The sequence below is a fragment of the Gammaproteobacteria bacterium genome, from assembly GCA_030680605.1.
GTDB lineage: Bacteria > Pseudomonadota > Gammaproteobacteria > SURF-13 > SURF-13 > JAQBXX01.
This window is the reverse complement of sequence record JAUXUQ010000010.1, coordinates 15,944-30,938: the sequence shown is the minus strand read 5'-3', so window position 1 is coordinate 30,938 and position 14,995 is coordinate 15,944. Positions and strand designations below refer to the sequence as shown.

Here is a 14,995-nt window from a genome sequence, read left to right as displayed (position 1 = left end):
CAGGGAAAGCTGTCAGGAGGGATAAAACCAGACGATGGCCACAATCGCGTGGACGATGGCCAGGGTCAGGCTGAAGCCGGCGGCAATCATGTGGGCGACAAACACCGGCTTGTGATACAGCGCCATGGCAATCCCGAGACCGACCGTGGTTCCGATCCCTGCCAGCAACGCAAAACCCATAACAAACAGAATCTGATGCCGGGTCTTCTGTTGGGCCAGCGCGGCCTCTGCAGACTGGCCGGTCTTCCCGGCAATGAACTGCTGCATCACCTGCTCGCCGCTGTCGGCCCTGTCGGCCGCAGCAGCGATGGGCCCAGCCAGCAAACAACCGGCGGCGAGCAGGCCGAAAAAGAATCTACTCAGGCGCGTCATCTTTGCCCTGCTCGTCGCGCGCCCGGGCACGGCGCCAGTACATCCACATCAGCACCACGAACGGGGCCAGCACCAGCGGCGCCAGAATGAGAAATATGTTCCATATGGTATCAATGGTCACGTGCAGATAGCGGTAACTGTCGGGCGCCAGTGCATAGGCCTGCGCGGGCGCCAGCAGGCCTGCCAGCCAGCACAGCACGTGCTGCGTGTATTTCGTCATGATGGCACCACCCTGCACCTTATGGTCACTGGCTGTCCTGCGCGCAACGAAAGCCGAAAAAGTCGGAGGCATAATGGGGCAGCGAATAGTTGCGGTGATAGGTCGCCGTCGAGAACGGGTCACTTTTCCAGGAGCCACCGCGCATCACCTTGTAGGTAGCATCGGTCGGCACCGTATCCACCATCTGCAGGCTGCGATCGGCAGCAGAGGCGGCCACACCGACCTTTGCCTGAAATAACTCTGCGGGCACCTGACTGTCCGGGTAGGGTGCGAGGTCAGTCGCTGTCCACTCGCTCACATTGCCTGCCATATCCATCACCCCGTACGGGCTTGCGCCTTGCGGGTAGTGTGTCACCGCTGTTGTGTTGCCGGCATTGTAGTAGGTATTGAGGCGGCCCGCGTCCATGGCCTCGCCCCAGGGCCAGCGCCGCCCATCGTTGCCGCGCGCCGCCTTTTCCCATTCCGCCTCGGTCGGCAACCGCTTCCCGGCCCACTTGGCATAACGCCCGGCGTCGTACCATGAAACCAGGGTTACCGGATGCAGCGCCTGCCCTTTGGGAATCTTGCCGCCCGCCCAGTTTCCCGGCGGGCGGTGGCCGGTGGCCGCCACGAAGCGGGCGTATTGTGCGTTGGTCACCGGATATTTGTCGATGCGGTAGGCGGGCAGCATGACCGTGTGTTGTGGCCGGTTCTGCAGATCTGCGCGCGCGTGGTCAGTGCCCATGATGAATTCCGATGCAGGGATTTCTGCCATTGCTTCGACTTCAGCCCACTGCTCAGGGCTGAGGAGGGCCTCGACCTCCTGCGGCCGATACAAGCTCATCGGCACCTTGGCTTCGCCAGCGCGCCGCACGGCCTCTTCGCCGGCGGCGCGAATGCGCGTATCCATCGTGCTGACGTCGTAAGTCGCCTTGCTGCGCATCTCCTCCATGCGCCCGGCGCCCAGGTTGATCACATGCCAGCTGCCCCCCAGCATGACCAGCGCGACACAGGTGACGATGGTTGCGACCAGATAGCGCATGCGCTTGGCGCGTGCGCCGCGTGCAAGCACTGCGGGAGGCGGTGACATGGATTTCATCGGGTACTGTCTACTACTGTGCGGCGTCTGGATGGCGTACGCCGGTGAGCTTCTCCTGCTCCGCCCTGCGGGTTTCTTCCAGATACCAGTCCTGCACCTTCAGGCTGGCCATGTAGGCTGCCAGTGTACGGCGCTCCTGTTCGCTGAGGTGGGCATAACTCGGCATCCGGTACTGCGGCTTGAGCCGCGTCGCCAATATGCTTTGCGGATTTTCCGCCGAGAAATAACTGTAAAACCATGCCTCATCGCGCAATGAACCTATGCCGTCCAGCGCTGGCGCGGGCACCGATTCAAACATGTTGCGCACCGTCCACAGGCTGTGGCAGCTTTTGCAGTTCAGGGCCCGGTACAGATCCGAGCCGGCGCGGGTCAACTCAGGTGTCGCGGTGCTGTAGAAGGGTATACCGGGGTCAGGCGTCGTGTTCGCCCCCATCTGCCAGAAGGTCTTGCCCACGGCCCACAAGGCGAGCACAGCCGCTGCCCCCCATACCCATTTTTCTCCTGTGCGCACGACTGAACAGCCCCTGGCAACAGGTCAAACCTGGCCCGAGCGCTCCTTTTGCAGATCTTCCCGGCGCTTGATCTGACTGGCCAGCACTTCCTGGCTTTTGGCATATTCTGCCGGGTCCATGCGCTCGCGGTCGCTCTCGTTGAACATCACGTACTTGATGTCTTCGTCAAACTGTTCGTTGCGCATGGCCCAGCGTATCCCGAAGGCCACTGCCACCAGTATCATCGCCCCGACCACCAGCCACAGGTAAATTGTCCAGCCGTCAACCAGTATACTTTCGTTCATATCACGCTCCTAAAGCAGGTAGCCCCCAAGCAATTGCAGGACACCCAGAATTACCGCTACCACAATACCCAGGAAGATCCAGGCAAACAGCCATTTTTCACCCGTCTTCAGTCCTTTGACATTTTTTCCCGCCATAAATGCCATGACGATGCCGGCAAAAAATACGATGGCAAGCAGCATGAAAAAAAATATACCGGTACTGAACTGCTGGCTGTAGAGGCTGTTGACCCCCAGATCGGCGGTCACCTGCGCATCAGCGGCCTGGTTAGTGAATACCTTGGCAGGCTGGTCTGAGGTGGAGTTGGGCATCGGACGGTATTATACGCTCTGTGGCCTGAAACGGCGATGCCGCTCATCGGAGCGGCATCGCGTTGCATCCTTGAGCAGGATTGGCCTACTGCTTTTTCTTTTTGTACAGGTTCGGTGCATAGCGATCCACTATGAAGCTGTAGAGCACCGGCACAATCAGGGCGAGCAGGCTTACGCCCGCCAGCACCAGGGGGGGGTTGTCGAGATCAATCATGCTACTCTCCTCTTTTGGCCGTGGACACTCAGTTCGGCAATCTCGGCGTCCGTCAGCATGCGCTCATTACCATGGCGCGGTTGCACCGAATAAGGCGGCAGACGCTTCACCACCACCATCACCGCGATACAGAAATAGATCAAGTAAAAGATGTCGATGGTATAGCCCATATCCCACCATGGCTGCTGCCGCACCTGCGTGCCGTCCGCGCGCATGTTGCCCTCGAAGTTGGCCAGCACAATCTTGCTGCCCACCACGGTGTAATCGTCCAGTATCGCACCCTCCGCGATTAACGCTTCCAGTTGCGGCCGCAGCACACGCAGATCATCCATGCTGATCGGGTGGTTGGTGTGCGGGGTAGCATACTTGGAACCGGCGTCGCGCGCCTGCTTCACCATGTAGTCCATACGCGCCTGATCCGTCGGCAGCGCCTGTACTTCAGCGCTGTCCATGGCCTCCACGAACTCTTGATAGATCGCGGCCGTCGGACGCTGACCCCAGAGCGGGAAGGTGATCAGGAACGCCGATATGATGGTCAGCACCAGCAGATACACCACCGGCTGCGGCAGGCGGTTGTTGTTTTCCATGATGCCGCCCATGCTTTCTGATTCCCATACCTCCATGGCGGTCTTGTTCTGCTCTTCACTGGTCAATGTACGCAGCGGATTGTCAAATCTCCATGTCATGACGCATTCTCCTACTTCAGGTTCAGGACAAAGTCTATGAGGTAACGAATTTCGCTATCGCTGCCATAGCTCGGCACCTCAGGCGGCGTAATACGCTCGCCGTTGCGGTATTCCACGTACTCCTTGCGCCAGGCGGCGTAATCGATCGTGTTGCCTGCGGCATCGGTCTTGCCCCACAGGTAATCAAAGCGCGGCATGATCGAGTGCGGCTGCACCAGGCGTGGATTGAAGAAGTGCATCATCATCCACTCCCTGGAGGAGTTGCGCGAACCTACGTGCAGCAGGTCAGGCGCCTTGCGGTCAGAGCCGAACGCGGTCGGTGATTCGCCGTTGAAGTCGCCCAGATAGGGCGGTGCACCGAAGTACTGGAAGTCCTGCGTCTGCTCCGGCAGCAAGGTGTGGCACCACCAGCAACCCTCGCGCACAAAGATCACCTTGCCGGCACCCGCGTGGCTGGTATTGGCGTCACCCGCTGACGCCAGCGTGCCTTCGGTTGCCCAGCCACGGGTAACGGTGGCATTCTCAATGTAGGGGTATGTGGTGCCGTTATGCTCGCCATGGGCGACCACGAACACCGCACCTGTGGCCTCGCTCGCCTCATTGATCTTGCCCTGCTCCACGCTCAAGACGTCAGAGCCTGAGCCGAGCACCGCCGGGTGCAGGATACCGCTCGGAAAACGGGCCTTGGCCGGAAAAACGTAGGCATACGTCGGTTCCATTGCGGCGCCGGTCTGCGGATCCTGTTTAAGCAGAACCTTGAGCGGCTTGTTGACGCCGGTCAGGAACATGTCATCCGGGTTCCAGCCGCTATTGAAGCCGTAGGTCAGCTGCTTGTCCAGGGCCAAGGCCGTAGAACCCACAGAAATGATGTTAAAGCTCGGCATGACCAGCGTAATGAACATGGACATGCTGAGCGCCAGGCCGAACATCACGGCACCTATTCGATATTCTCTAAAAGCCACGTCAGTGCTCCCTAAATTATTATTTGCAGACGATTAGCGCTCATAGGCCAGTTCATGCACCATGCGGCCTTCCGGCACCACCGTGCCTTCGCGTGCCGTCATCCACATGTTATACAGCCATACGCAGTTGCCGAGGAACACCAGGGTGCCTCCAAACCAGCGCGCGATCATGTACGGGTGCTCGGCGATCACGATGTCGATGTACGGCACTTCGTAGATCTTGCCCGCACCCTGAATCAGGCCGGCAATGGTCATCGCAATCCAGTAGATCGAGAAGCCGATGAGCAGCATCCAGAAGTGGAAGTTGGCCAGTGCCAGCGAGTACAGCTTGCGCTTCAGCAACACCTGCAGGCCGTAGTACACGGCAGCGACTTCAATGAAGGTGGAGAAGCCGAGCAGCGCAAGGTGGGCGTGCGCCACAATCCAGCCGGTGCCGTGAATGTACCAGTTGATCGAACGCGTCTGCTGGAAGCCGCCCTGCATGTTGAGCGGGATAGCCAGCAACACACCTGTTACGGTAAAGCGCACCTCGATATTCTCCACGAACATGTTCCACTTGCCCTGCAGGGTGAGCAGGATATTGGATACGAAGGCAATCGCGGGCACCAGAATCAGCACCCCTTCCACTGAGGCGAAGGACTTCAGCCACTCCGGCAGCGGGGCGGACATCAGGTGATGGGCCGCAGGCGTGGAGTAGAAGATCACGATCGACCAGAAATGCAGGTGACCGATACGGTGTGAATACAGCGGGTTGCCGGTGATCTTGGGGATGGTGTAGTAGGCAATGGCGGCGGCCACCGGCGTAATCCACAATCCAAGAATATTGTGCGCATTCCACCAGGTGAGATAGGCCTCGGTCAGGCCGGTGAGGTGGAAGTACTCAGGCAGGTTGCCCACCAGCAGCACGATCATGAGCATGAAGATCGAGGCGGCGAAGAACCAGTTGGTGGTGTAGATACCCTGGGTGCGGCGCTTGGCGATGGTCATCCAGACATTGAGCGCCACCGGTATCAGCACGCCGAACAGGAGAATGAGGTCGATGGGGTAGATAAAGTCGGAGTACTCACGCCCGGAGGTCATGCCCATCCACAGCGTGAACAGGCCTATGGCGAGGCCGATGTTCCACATCATGCAGCTCCACAGGCCGAGCTTCTCTGACCAGAGCTTGGTGTTGCCCAGCGCCGGGGTGATGTACATCATGGCGGCTACGAAGGCCATGGAAATCCAGCCGAAGATGACTGCCATGACGTGTACCTGGCGCATCTTGCCAAAGGCGAGATATTCAAAACCGGTCACCCAGTCCGGGAACGCCAGCTTGGCGGCATTGAACGAACCCAGCCCGGTACCGATAATGAACCAGATAATGGCGGAAAAGGAGAAGAAAATAGAAGCTGTCCCAGGTGGGATCTCCTCGTTCTTGCCCATCAGATATTTGATCAACATGCGAGCTACCTCATCAATTCAGAAATCTTTGAAATTTTTGTTAGCGATGGTTGCAGGTCAGGGGGCGGCAACTCAGCCTTTCTTGCCCGGCGCCGGACAGCAGGGCTTCACCAAGCCCCGCAGACCCACCTTGCCACAGACATTGCAGGGGATCATGAGGTACCAGGCGAGCCACATGCTTGAAAAGGCGGCAACCATGCTGAACACGGCGGCGATTTTTGCTAGAAATTCCATTGCTGTTTGCTCCAGTAAATTTCAGCGCTAGGCGACTGTATGAAGTTTTTGTTTTATGAAAAAATTAATGCCCACTGCTCTGCTGGGTTTTCGACATCTTGTCGTGACCATAGAGGGCAGCCAACAAAATCCAGATGAAGGCAAACCCGAACACCAGCATGGTCCAGGTCATGAAGCCGTTGAAATAGCCGAACGGTATATACGACTGGGCGCCCCAGCCACCCCACTCGGCGAACATGCCGCGGCCTAAATTGGCCATGAGGTAAATCCCGAACACGCTGCCGTTCCCCATTCCCACCACCATGCCTACTACCAGGCTCAGGATGAGGGATTTTCTTACCATGCTGACTTGCTTTGCCATCCCAGCCTCCAAACTTGAAATTGTTCCCTTCTGCGTCCGATTCCCGTGACGCAGGCGTCATTAATCTAAACTATACTTAATTTACCTTAGGTCACAGGTTGATTTCAACACCCGCGATGAAAGAACTCTTAATTTATACTTTGGCCGGCCTCAGCGGCCTGGTCATTCTCGGCTATTCGGTGCACATGTTCATTGGCGGATTGGTCAGCCCGGAAACGGAATACACGGTGATTGCCATTGTCTGCCTCATAGGCGCACTCTGCCTCGCCTATATGGCCTGGGATGTCGTCAAGCGGCGGCGCGGGTAGCCTTACTTGTAAGCCTGCAGCTGCGCCATAACCTCCTTGTACACCTGGTCATTGCCAAACTGCCCCTTGTGCAGCACATGCTGGTGTGGGCAGCCGAGCGTATCCTTGCCCGAAAGCCCGAATGACTTGCCTTGCGTGTCGACATAAAACCGCACGTCCTTCACCAGGCTGATGTGGCTGCCGTTGCGCAGCGCGAACCGGACGTGGCCACTGTCAACCTCCAGCGCGACGGGCGCCGTGGGCAGCAGCATGAGACGGGTCTTGAGGATACGGCTGGCCCCCGCAATAAAGAAGAACGAGGCCATGAAAAACAGCACGTAGGCGGCACCCTGATTACCGCCGTACCAGAACTTCACGGCCAGCAGACCCAGCACCCCCACGGTCGGCACATACAGCAGCAGATCCCAGAGCAGGCCGGCGCGATCCTGTTGCAGTTCGTAGCGCGCATCCATCACTGCGCCCTCTGGGTTGCCAGCACCGGGGCGAGCGCCGCCTCAAGCTCTGAGGACAGTACCCGGCCTGCCTGCACGTAGCGCACCGTGCCTTGCGCATCGATAATAAACGTCCACGGGTCACCCATCACGCCAAAGGCCTTGAATGCCTGGGGATTCTGGTACTGGTCCATGTGCAGAAACAGCACCCGCCCCTCGTATTTGTTGAGCATGGCCTTCAGCATCTGCAACTGCTGATCACAGGGGGTACAGTGGCCGGGGGTGGCGAATTCGAGCACGATAGGCTGGCGCAGCGCCAGCGCCTGATCGATCGAATACTGGTACATGCGCGCATCGGGCTGGCGGTAGGTGGTGATCTTGCCAAAATCTCCGCCCACGTCGGCGAGCGTCTTGGTCGCGACGGGCGGGGCCTGCATGCCGACCTTGACCTTGGAGCCACCCTCACAGGCCACCAGCAACCCGGCCAGCACCAGCATTGCGAAAATCTGTAACCTGTGCATTTACTTGTCAAATCCCCGGCAGGTGCGAAACAGATTGTAGGCCCATAGGATATTGGACAGCAGCACCAGGCTGCCAAACATGCCCACGCCGATCATGAACGGGCGCACGACGCGATTCACCTCGTCCATGTCCATGGTTTCGCTGGCCAGCCCGCCCAGACTGCCTGCCAGCACGAATGACACCACCATGCCAAGCAGCCCGAAGTTGTGAATCCAGAAGTGGATATTGACCAGCCGCATGCTGTAGATGTTGCGCTGCACCACGCGCGGCACGATGTAATAGGTGGCGGCAAAAATCGCCATTTCCACCCACCCCAGCAGGTTCAGGTGGCCATGGCCCAGCATGATGAGGTGGGCATGCGGCCTCTGGTTGATAAAGGCGCGCAGGTCGGGGAGCATGCCGACAAGCACGCCCCACGAAAATCCGATAATGCTGTAAATCACACAAGCCGCAATAAACCAGATGATATAGCGGCGGTATGGCAGATCCTGCCCGTATGCCTCACTCATGCGGTGATATCTCTTGCTGCTGCAGCTGGGCATCGGCCTCGACCGACTTGCTGCGCCGCTCCTCCACCCCCTCTTTCCATTGTTCCGGCGCCCAGAAGCTGGCCACCCCCTCAACAAAACCCGAACTCTCTTCCGGCGGACGGCGGGCTGTAGCCGAACCCTGCTCGGCCTTGAGTTCAGACAGGAAGGCCGCGATAGCCGCCAGGTCGGAAGCGGGGAGGGCGCTGAATCGGGCGGCCTCCTTGGGCGGCGCGCCATGATCGATGGTGGCTGTTTCATAGACGCTCTCGGGCGTCTTCAGGAACTGCTCCAGCCAGCCCCGGCTGCGGCGTGAACCAATGCCATCAAGCGAAATGCCCTGATTGGTGCCATTTCGCATCGCGCGGTGACAGGCCGTGCAGCCCGCCTCCCGAAACAGCTTCGAGCCGTACTGGCCTTCGGCGCTGAAGGCATAGGAGGAGCGCGAAACGAACATCGGATCCGTCATCTGCGAGCGCACGATCTCCAGCACCACATAGCCGATCACCGCGAGCACAAAAAACGCGCCGAACACCGCAAACAACACCTTTTCACCGGGCTTGAGCAATTACTGGTACTCCGTCGATATCTGCTTTTTAAGGCGAGGGGTATGCCAGCCGGAAAGCATAAAGGGCGGTAACCCGCCCTCTATGAGACCGCTGTGTGTTCGTTAAGGTTCGATCAGTGTGCGGCTTTACCTGCTGCATCAGGGCTTACATGATGCGGCTGGCGTGAATTACCCCCGGAAATGGGCGGGGCACTGGTCAGGTAGGCGGCGACATTGTGGATTTCATCGTCGCTGAGCTTGGCTGCCACGTAACGCATCTGGGCCAGCGGGTCGTTGGCACGGCTGCCGTCACGCCACTGTTTCAACTGGGTCACCAGATAGACGTAACGCTGGCCACCGATGGCGGGATAAACAGGGTACGCACCACGGCCGTTGTACTGGTGACAGCTGCTGCAGGCCGGCACATTCCGCTCCGGTATTCCATACAGCACGATTTCCTTGCCCAGATAGCGCTCACCTACGGGCACCATGCCGGCGGCCTTGACCTCCTCCAGATTGGAGGCGGCGGCAAGCGCATCCGCACGCTGGTTGGCTTCATAGGCCGAGATATCCGCCTTGTCCTGGTCGGAAAGCGCCCTGGCCACGCCGTTCATCACGCCCATGGTGCTGTCGGTGCGGAGGTCGGCGGCAAAGTCATACAACTGTTTTCTCAGATAGACAAAGCCCTGACCGGCCAGACGCGGGGTACCCATGTTGTCATCCCCCAGGCCCTGCTCACCGTGGCAAGCCATGCAGGGCGGTGCCTCGCCCTTGCCTTCCATGAAAATTTTCTCACCGGCAACCGGATCACCCACCAGCTTGAGCGCGCCCGTTGGCATAGGCTGTGCGGCTGGCGCTATCGGCGCAGGCGCCACATCGGCCATGGGCGCAGCCTCTGCCGCGACCTCGGTCTCTGCGGTATCTACCGCCTGATCTTCTGCCCAGACGATGGCGAGCCCGGAAAGCGTAAGCGCCGCAATGAGTGCTGTTAAATACCGACGCATATTGAACTACCCTCCCAATTTTTAAGCAAAAGTTATTCTGGGGCGACCTCAAGCCACATCTACGCTCCCACTTACACCATGAGTACAGTACCTTAGGTGTTGGGGCTGCGCTTAATACCCTGCGGCAGGCTGCCCGGCGATTTCAGGATTTCTTTTTGGTCGCAGTTTTATACCCGATAATGGCAATCGCCACCACCACGGCGAGAATGATGCCGTACATGCTGAGTACGTCGCCAGTGCTGTATTCGACTGAATCTTTGGCCAAGTTTACTGATAAATCTAACAAGCTACACCTCCGTTGCCCAGGACGCTTTCATGACACACTATAATTTCCTATAACTTCGTGAAATTATGACACGAGATATTCACCCCCGCAAGCAGGACTTCGGCATGCGGCCGCCCACCCCGGATCATGGGACGCCTTGGCGCTGGCAACCCGAATCGGGCTTAACCATAAAACCCGGCTTATGGATATTAAAGATTTTGTTGTCATCATCATTCTCTTTATCTTTGCCGACATCATTTTCTATGTTGTGGTCATGAAAGGCTTGATGGTCAAAAGCATTCAGGGCAAAAGCCACGCCGAGACCCTGCAGAGCCAGCCCGCGCCGCACGAAGGGCCCGCCTTTACTGCCAGCCTGGTTTACCATAACCTACGACAGTTGTCGGGAAACAGCATGCGCGGCAACCTCGCGCCAGCACTGTACGACCCGGCGGCAGTCATGCGGCGCGAGGCCGCCGGCCTCAGCCTGGGCGAACCACGCTTCGGTGCCCCTACCGACCTGATGGTGGGTGAGCCCGCCCGCCTTGAACTGGTATTGCAGCAAAATATTGTCATGCCCATCACCCGCGCCCTTAACCAGGCCGCCCCGGCCAAGGTCACTACGCTCAAGATCGGCGCCCGGATCAGCGCACAGCTGGCGGGCGATCACTTCAGGGTTACCCCGCTTGCCATACCGGAACAGTGCCTCATGGCACCCGAAATGCGCTGGGAGTGGGAGATATTGCCGCTACAGGCAGGGCATCACGCCCTGGCCTTGGAGCTTGGCCTGGCGCTCAAGATACCGGACTGCGAGGAGACCCTGCATTTCAATTGGCCCCGCTGTGCGGTAGACGTGGCCCCTAACGCCTACTTTGTACTCAAGACCTTTCTGCAGCGGCACTGGAAGGGCTCTCTCGCAAGTGCTGGCCTGCTCGCGGCAGGCCTGTATCTCTGGCTGCATGGGTAAACTTCTCCGACGACCGAGCAGAGCCCGATGAGCGGGCCTGGTAAAGTAGTCGACGCACCCGCCATGGAACACCAACCTCTCCACATTCTCCGCACCGTCTTCGGCTACGAACGCTTCCGCGCGCCGCAGGACGCGGTCATCCGCGCCCTCATGGCGGGCAGCGATGTGCTGGTGCTCATGCCCACCGGCGGCGGCAAGTCGCTCTGCTTCCAGATTCCGTCCATCGTGCGCCCCGGCACCGGCGTCGTGATCTCGCCGCTGATTTCGCTGATGCAGGATCAGGTGGCGGCGCTGAAGCAAGCCGGCGTGCGTGCGGCACTTCTGAATTCCACGCTTGATGCCGCCACGGCGCGCATGGTTGAACAACAACTCCTGCGCGGCGAACTCGATCTGCTGTACGTCGCGCCCGAACGCCTGATGACCGAGCGCACGCTCAACCTGCTGGCGCGCTCGAACATCGCGCTGTTCGCCATCGATGAGGCGCACTGCGTTTCGCAATGGGGCCACGATTTCCGCCCCGAGTACATGCAACTTTCCGTACTGCACGAGCGCTTCCCCGGCATCCCGCGCATCGCGCTCACCGCCACCGCCGACGAACCCACGCGGCGCGAGATCATCACGCGCCTGGGCCTCGAAAACGCGCACGTGTTCATCAGCGGCTTCGACCGCCCCAACATCCGCTACCGCATCGCGCAAGCCGACAGCGGACGGGGTAGCAGTGCGCGCGAACAACTGCTGCGCTTCATCCGCACCGAACACGCGGGCGACGCCGGCATCGTCTACTGCCTCTCGCGCAAGCGCGTGGACGAAATCGCCGTCTGGCTCGAAGCCCAAGGCCTGGCCGCGCTGCCCTATCACGCCGGGCTTTCCGCCGACGTGCGCGAACGCAACCAGTCGCGCTTCATCAACGAGGAAGGCGTCATCATCGTCGCCACCATCGCCTTCGGCATGGGTATCGACAAACCCAACGTGCGCTTCGTCGCGCACCTCAACCTGCCGAAGAGCATCGAGGCCTATTACCAGGAAACCGGCCGCGCCGGACGCGACGGCCTGCCCGCCGACGCGTGGATGATCTACGGCCTGCAGGACGTCATCACGCTACGCCAGATGCTCGAAGCCGGCGAGGCCGACGCCGCGCGCAAACGCGTCGAACGCCTCAAGCTCGACGCCATGCTCGGCCTGTGCGAGCTCACCACCTGCCGCCGCCAGGCGCTGCTCGCCTACTTCGACGATGCGCAGCCCAACCCCTGCGGCAACTGCGACACCTGCATCAACCCGCCCGAAACCTGGGACGCCAGCGTGCCCGCGCAGAAGGCGCTCTCCTGCGTGCACCGCACCGGGCAACGATTTGGCGTGAACTATCTGCTCGACGTGCTGATGGGCAAAACAGACGACCGCATCCAGCGCTTCGGCCACGACACGTCGAGCACCTTCGGCATCGGCAAGGACTTGAGCCAGCAGGAATGGCGCAGCATCTTCCGTCAGCTCATCGCACGCGGCCTGCTCGACGTGGACATCGAAGGCCACGGCGCGTTGCAACTCACCGATGCCTGCCGCCCCGTGCTGCGCGGCGAAGAGCGCCTGTGGCTGCGCCGCGATCCCGTCAAAACCAAAACCTCAGCTTTGAAGGGAGAGGGCAGGGCAGGAGCAAAAGACTCCAAGCGCGGCGGCGCCTTCACCAGCGAAGCCGACTTGATGCTGTGGGAAGCCCTGCGCGCCCGCCGCCGCGAACTCGCCCTGGCGCAAGGCGTGCCGCCCTATGTCGTGTTCCACGACGCCACCCTCACCGAAATGGTTCAGCGCCGCCCGCAGACGCTGGAAGAACTCGCGCACATCTCCGGCGTCGGCGAACGCAAGCTCGCCGCCTACGGCGAGGATTTTCTCGAAACCATCCTCGCGCAGGATGACAAAAACACCGCCCTCTCAGACACCGCCGCCGAAACCCTGCACCTGTTCCGCCTCGGCTTGGACGCCCCCGCCATCGCCGACCGCCGCGGCCTGAAACAGACCACCGTCTACCACCATCTCACACTCGCCATCGCCCGCGGCGAACTCAAACTGCGCGATGTGGTACCGCTGGACGAGGAAGACCTGGCCCGCATCCACGCCGCCCTGCACGCCAACGGTGGCGGACAGGCGCTCAAGCCGGTGTTCGAGGCGCTGGGCGGGCGGTATTCGTATGAGGTGTTGCGGTGTGTGAAGGCGGTCGAGGCTGACGCCATTTTCGATTGAAATAATGACCCCGATACAACTTATCTCTATTATAATCAATACATTGATCAATATTTTTGATAAATTGATACAGAATTATCAATAATTAGAAAATTGATGTATATTTATCAATTACTGAATTTAAATCATTGATTGAGTATCATCAATTTTATGGGAATTGATAATCAATATGAAAGTCGCCCAAAGGCCCAAGCAACGATCAGAGCTTTTCATCAAATACGCAGCGCGCTTACCGGACATCATCAGATGCGGCATTAACGCCGCCCCGAAAGGACGCTACCTGCACTGGGACAAGCTGCGGCATCTTACGCCACCCTGCGACCTCAACCATGAAGAGTGGTGGCTGGGCGTGAAGTTTGCGCGATCGGGCATGTACCGCACGTTGCCGCTGAAGGACATTGCCGGTCAGCCCTTCAGCTTCACGATGCCCGATATCGTGCAGGAAAAAGTCCATCTGATCGACCGCAAGGGCGGCGGGCGTATCGAGTTGCCGGAACAGATCACCACACCAGAAACACGCGACCGCTATATCTTTAACTCACTCGTGGAGGAGGCGATTACATCCAGCCAGCTTGAAGGTGCTTCGACGACGCGCCAGGTCGCCGCGGACATGCTGCGCAATGGAACCACGCCCCGGAATACCAGCGAGCAGATGATCTTCAACAATTTCGAGGCCATGAACAAGATCCGCAGCCTGAAGAACACAGCACTCACGCCGGAAACCGTGCTGGATTTGCACAAGGTTCTGACCAGAGACACACTCGATGACCCTGCCGCTGCCGGGAAACTTCAGGATGTCAGAGAGGAGAGAGTGCGCGTTATTGACAATACGAGCCAACAGGTTCTTCACACGCCGCCGCCTGCAAACCAGCTGCCAGACCGCCTGGTTAAAATGTGTGAATTCGCAAACGATGTCACCCACACAAAGGGATATGTGCACCCCATCATCAGGGCGATCATCCTGCACTTCTGGCTGGCCTATGATCATCCCTTTATAGATGGCAATGGCCGAACCGCAAGGGCATTATTCTACTGGTCCATGCTTGCCCAGGATTACTGGCTGTTCGAATTTGTATCCATATCCAGGATACTCAAGGAGGCGTCGGCTCAGTATGGAGAGTCCTATCTCCACTCGGAGACAGACGACAACGATCTTACTTATTTCATCATCCACCAGCTTGATGTAATCATTCGCGCAATTGCCGATCTGGAAAAATATCTTCAAAGAAAGATGGAGCAGACGCGCGTCGTGCAAAAGATGCTTAAGAATTTTCGAGACATTAATCATCGTCAACTTGCATTACTTGGCCATGCCATCAGACACCCCGGCACCGAGTACTCCATACGATCACACCAGACCAGCCACAGTGTTGCCTATGCAACAGCACGCGCCGACCTGTTTGATCTCGCGGACAAGGAACTGTTAGTAAGGCGACGATTAGGAAAAAAGATATTGACGTTCATGTCGCCGCCCAATCTGGAGGCGCGCTTGCGCAGGCTGACGCAGAATTGACAGCTGT

The 14,995-nt window shown here is 58.9% G+C and carries 22 protein-coding genes; 4 read left to right on the top strand and 18 right to left on the bottom strand.

Annotated elements, in window-relative coordinates; translation table 11 throughout:
* Positions 1–12 precede the first annotated feature (12 nt).
* From Q8L89_04840 to Q8L89_04785, 12 genes are all read right to left on the bottom strand, one after another.
* Positions 13–372: a hypothetical protein gene (locus tag Q8L89_04840; protein MDP1708374.1), complete on the bottom strand. Its 360-nt coding sequence runs from the start codon at positions 370–372 to the stop codon at positions 13–15.
* Entirely contained in the window at positions 356–592 is a 237-nt protein-coding gene (locus Q8L89_04835; protein MDP1708373.1) for a hypothetical protein, read from the bottom strand. The genes Q8L89_04840 and Q8L89_04835 overlap by 17 nt, the downstream gene beginning before the upstream one ends.
* 25 nt (positions 593–617) lie before the next feature.
* Positions 618–1,661: an SUMF1/EgtB/PvdO family nonheme iron enzyme gene (locus Q8L89_04830; protein ID MDP1708372.1), complete on the bottom strand. Its 1,044-nt coding sequence runs from the start codon at positions 1,659–1,661 to the stop codon at positions 618–620.
* A gap of 22 nt (positions 1,662–1,683) precedes the next feature.
* Positions 1,684–2,181: a cytochrome c gene (locus Q8L89_04825; protein MDP1708371.1), complete on the bottom strand. Its 498-nt coding sequence runs from the start codon at positions 2,179–2,181 to the stop codon at positions 1,684–1,686.
* A 24-nt stretch (positions 2,182–2,205) separates the two neighbouring features.
* Positions 2,206–2,466 carry a hypothetical protein gene (locus tag Q8L89_04820; protein MDP1708370.1) on the bottom strand — a complete coding sequence of 87 codons (261 nt, stop codon included), beginning with the start codon at positions 2,464–2,466 and terminating at the stop codon, positions 2,206–2,208.
* Between the two features lie 9 nt (positions 2,467–2,475).
* Complete coding sequence (locus tag Q8L89_04815; protein MDP1708369.1) at positions 2,476–2,775, bottom strand: hypothetical protein; 300 nt, start codon at positions 2,773–2,775, stop codon at positions 2,476–2,478.
* 85 nt (positions 2,776–2,860) lie between these two features.
* Positions 2,861–2,989 carry a hypothetical protein gene (locus Q8L89_04810; GenBank protein MDP1708368.1) on the bottom strand — a complete coding sequence of 43 codons (129 nt, stop codon included), beginning with the start codon at positions 2,987–2,989 and terminating at the stop codon, positions 2,861–2,863.
* Positions 2,986–3,675 (bottom strand): hypothetical protein, encoded by a 690-nt coding sequence (locus Q8L89_04805; GenBank protein MDP1708367.1) that lies wholly within the window; start codon positions 3,673–3,675, stop codon positions 2,986–2,988. Before Q8L89_04805 ends, Q8L89_04810 begins: the two co-directional genes overlap by 4 nt.
* An 11-nt stretch (positions 3,676–3,686) precedes the next feature.
* A complete protein-coding gene (locus Q8L89_04800) occupies positions 3,687–4,637 on the bottom strand; it encodes a cbb3-type cytochrome c oxidase subunit II (GenBank protein MDP1708366.1) in 951 nt (316 codons plus the stop codon).
* A 33-nt stretch (positions 4,638–4,670) separates the two neighbouring features.
* Positions 4,671–6,077, bottom strand: coding sequence for a cbb3-type cytochrome c oxidase subunit I (locus Q8L89_04795; GenBank protein ID MDP1708365.1), 1,407 nt, complete (start codon positions 6,075–6,077; stop codon positions 4,671–4,673).
* Positions 6,078–6,152: 75 nt separating this feature from the next.
* Positions 6,153–6,314, bottom strand: a complete 162-nt coding sequence (locus Q8L89_04790) for a hypothetical protein (GenBank protein MDP1708364.1) — start codon at positions 6,312–6,314, stop codon at positions 6,153–6,155.
* A 64-nt stretch (positions 6,315–6,378) separates the two neighbouring features.
* A complete protein-coding gene (locus tag Q8L89_04785) occupies positions 6,379–6,657 on the bottom strand; it encodes a hypothetical protein (protein MDP1708363.1) in 279 nt (92 codons plus the stop codon).
* Between the two features lie 134 nt (positions 6,658–6,791).
* Between Q8L89_04785 and Q8L89_04780 the strand changes: the two genes are divergently transcribed.
* A complete protein-coding gene (locus tag Q8L89_04780; protein MDP1708362.1) occupies positions 6,792–6,983 on the top strand; it encodes a hypothetical protein in 192 nt (63 codons plus the stop codon).
* Positions 6,984–6,985: 2 nt separating this feature from the next.
* Here Q8L89_04780 and Q8L89_04775 read toward each other — a convergent pair whose 3' ends face one another.
* The 6 genes from Q8L89_04775 to Q8L89_04750 all read right to left on the bottom strand — a co-directional run bounded on the left by Q8L89_04775 (position 6,986) and on the right by Q8L89_04750 (position 10,279).
* On the bottom strand, positions 6,986–7,435 hold the full coding sequence (locus Q8L89_04775; GenBank protein ID MDP1708361.1) for a hypothetical protein: 450 nt from the start codon (positions 7,433–7,435) through the stop codon (positions 6,986–6,988).
* On the bottom strand, positions 7,435–7,935 hold the full coding sequence (locus Q8L89_04770; GenBank protein MDP1708360.1) for a thioredoxin family protein: 501 nt from the start codon (positions 7,933–7,935) through the stop codon (positions 7,435–7,437). The genes Q8L89_04775 and Q8L89_04770 overlap by 1 nt, the downstream gene beginning before the upstream one ends.
* A complete protein-coding gene (locus Q8L89_04765; GenBank protein MDP1708359.1) occupies positions 7,936–8,445 on the bottom strand; it encodes a cbb3-type cytochrome c oxidase subunit I in 510 nt (169 codons plus the stop codon).
* A complete protein-coding gene (locus Q8L89_04760) occupies positions 8,438–9,031 on the bottom strand; it encodes a cytochrome c (GenBank protein MDP1708358.1) in 594 nt (197 codons plus the stop codon). Before Q8L89_04760 ends, Q8L89_04765 begins: the two co-directional genes overlap by 8 nt.
* 113 nt (positions 9,032–9,144) lie before the next feature.
* Positions 9,145–10,014 (bottom strand): c-type cytochrome, encoded by an 870-nt coding sequence (locus Q8L89_04755; protein MDP1708357.1) that lies wholly within the window; start codon positions 10,012–10,014, stop codon positions 9,145–9,147.
* A 142-nt stretch (positions 10,015–10,156) separates the two neighbouring features.
* Positions 10,157–10,279: a hypothetical protein gene (locus tag Q8L89_04750; GenBank protein ID MDP1708356.1), complete on the bottom strand. Its 123-nt coding sequence runs from the start codon at positions 10,277–10,279 to the stop codon at positions 10,157–10,159.
* A gap of 202 nt (positions 10,280–10,481) precedes the next feature.
* Here Q8L89_04750 and Q8L89_04745 point away from each other — a divergent pair, with 202 nt between their 5' ends.
* The 3 genes from Q8L89_04745 to Q8L89_04735 all read left to right on the top strand — a co-directional run bounded on the left by Q8L89_04745 (position 10,482) and on the right by Q8L89_04735 (position 14,988).
* Entirely contained in the window at positions 10,482–11,243 is a 762-nt protein-coding gene (locus Q8L89_04745) for a hypothetical protein (GenBank protein ID MDP1708355.1), read from the top strand.
* Positions 11,244–11,306: 63 nt separating this feature from the next.
* Positions 11,307–13,475, top strand: coding sequence for a DNA helicase RecQ (recQ, locus tag Q8L89_04740; GenBank protein MDP1708354.1), 2,169 nt, complete (start codon positions 11,307–11,309; stop codon positions 13,473–13,475).
* Positions 13,476–13,644: 169 nt separating this feature from the next.
* On the top strand, positions 13,645–14,988 hold the full coding sequence (locus Q8L89_04735) for a Fic family protein (GenBank protein ID MDP1708353.1): 1,344 nt from the start codon (positions 13,645–13,647) through the stop codon (positions 14,986–14,988).
* Positions 14,989–14,995: the final 7 nt, after the last annotated feature.

Coding starts and splice junctions, on each gene's coding strand:
- Q8L89_04755 (MDP1708357.1), bottom strand. CDS start 10,014: ATGCGTCGGTATTTAACAGCACTCATTGCGGCGCTTACGCTTTCCGGG.
- recQ (MDP1708354.1), top strand. CDS start 11,307: ATGGAACACCAACCTCTCCACATTCTCCGCACCGTCTTCGGCTACGAA.
- Q8L89_04835 (MDP1708373.1), bottom strand. CDS start 592: ATGACGAAATACACGCAGCACGTGCTGTGCTGGCTGGCAGGCCTGCTG.
- Q8L89_04745 (MDP1708355.1), top strand. CDS start 10,482: ATGGATATTAAAGATTTTGTTGTCATCATCATTCTCTTTATCTTTGCC.
- Q8L89_04820 (MDP1708370.1), bottom strand. CDS start 2,466: ATGAACGAAAGTATACTGGTTGACGGCTGGACAATTTACCTGTGGCTG.
- Q8L89_04790 (MDP1708364.1), bottom strand. CDS start 6,314: ATGGAATTTCTAGCAAAAATCGCCGCCGTGTTCAGCATGGTTGCCGCC.
- Q8L89_04765 (MDP1708359.1), bottom strand. CDS start 8,445: ATGAGTGAGGCATACGGGCAGGATCTGCCATACCGCCGCTATATCATC.
- Q8L89_04780 (MDP1708362.1), top strand. CDS start 6,792: ATGAAAGAACTCTTAATTTATACTTTGGCCGGCCTCAGCGGCCTGGTC.
- Q8L89_04810 (MDP1708368.1), bottom strand. CDS start 2,989: ATGATTGATCTCGACAACCCCCCCCTGGTGCTGGCGGGCGTAAGCCTG.
- Q8L89_04840 (MDP1708374.1), bottom strand. CDS start 372: ATGACGCGCCTGAGTAGATTCTTTTTCGGCCTGCTCGCCGCCGGTTGT.
- Q8L89_04775 (MDP1708361.1), bottom strand. CDS start 7,435: ATGGATGCGCGCTACGAACTGCAACAGGATCGCGCCGGCCTGCTCTGG.
- Q8L89_04770 (MDP1708360.1), bottom strand. CDS start 7,935: ATGCACAGGTTACAGATTTTCGCAATGCTGGTGCTGGCCGGGTTGCTG.
- Q8L89_04805 (MDP1708367.1), bottom strand. CDS start 3,675: ATGACATGGAGATTTGACAATCCGCTGCGTACATTGACCAGTGAAGAG.
- Q8L89_04785 (MDP1708363.1), bottom strand. CDS start 6,657: ATGGTAAGAAAATCCCTCATCCTGAGCCTGGTAGTAGGCATGGTGGTG.
- Q8L89_04815 (MDP1708369.1), bottom strand. CDS start 2,775: ATGCCCAACTCCACCTCAGACCAGCCTGCCAAGGTATTCACTAACCAG.
- Q8L89_04735 (MDP1708353.1), top strand. CDS start 13,645: ATGAAAGTCGCCCAAAGGCCCAAGCAACGATCAGAGCTTTTCATCAAA.
- Q8L89_04830 (MDP1708372.1), bottom strand. CDS start 1,661: ATGTCACCGCCTCCCGCAGTGCTTGCACGCGGCGCACGCGCCAAGCGC.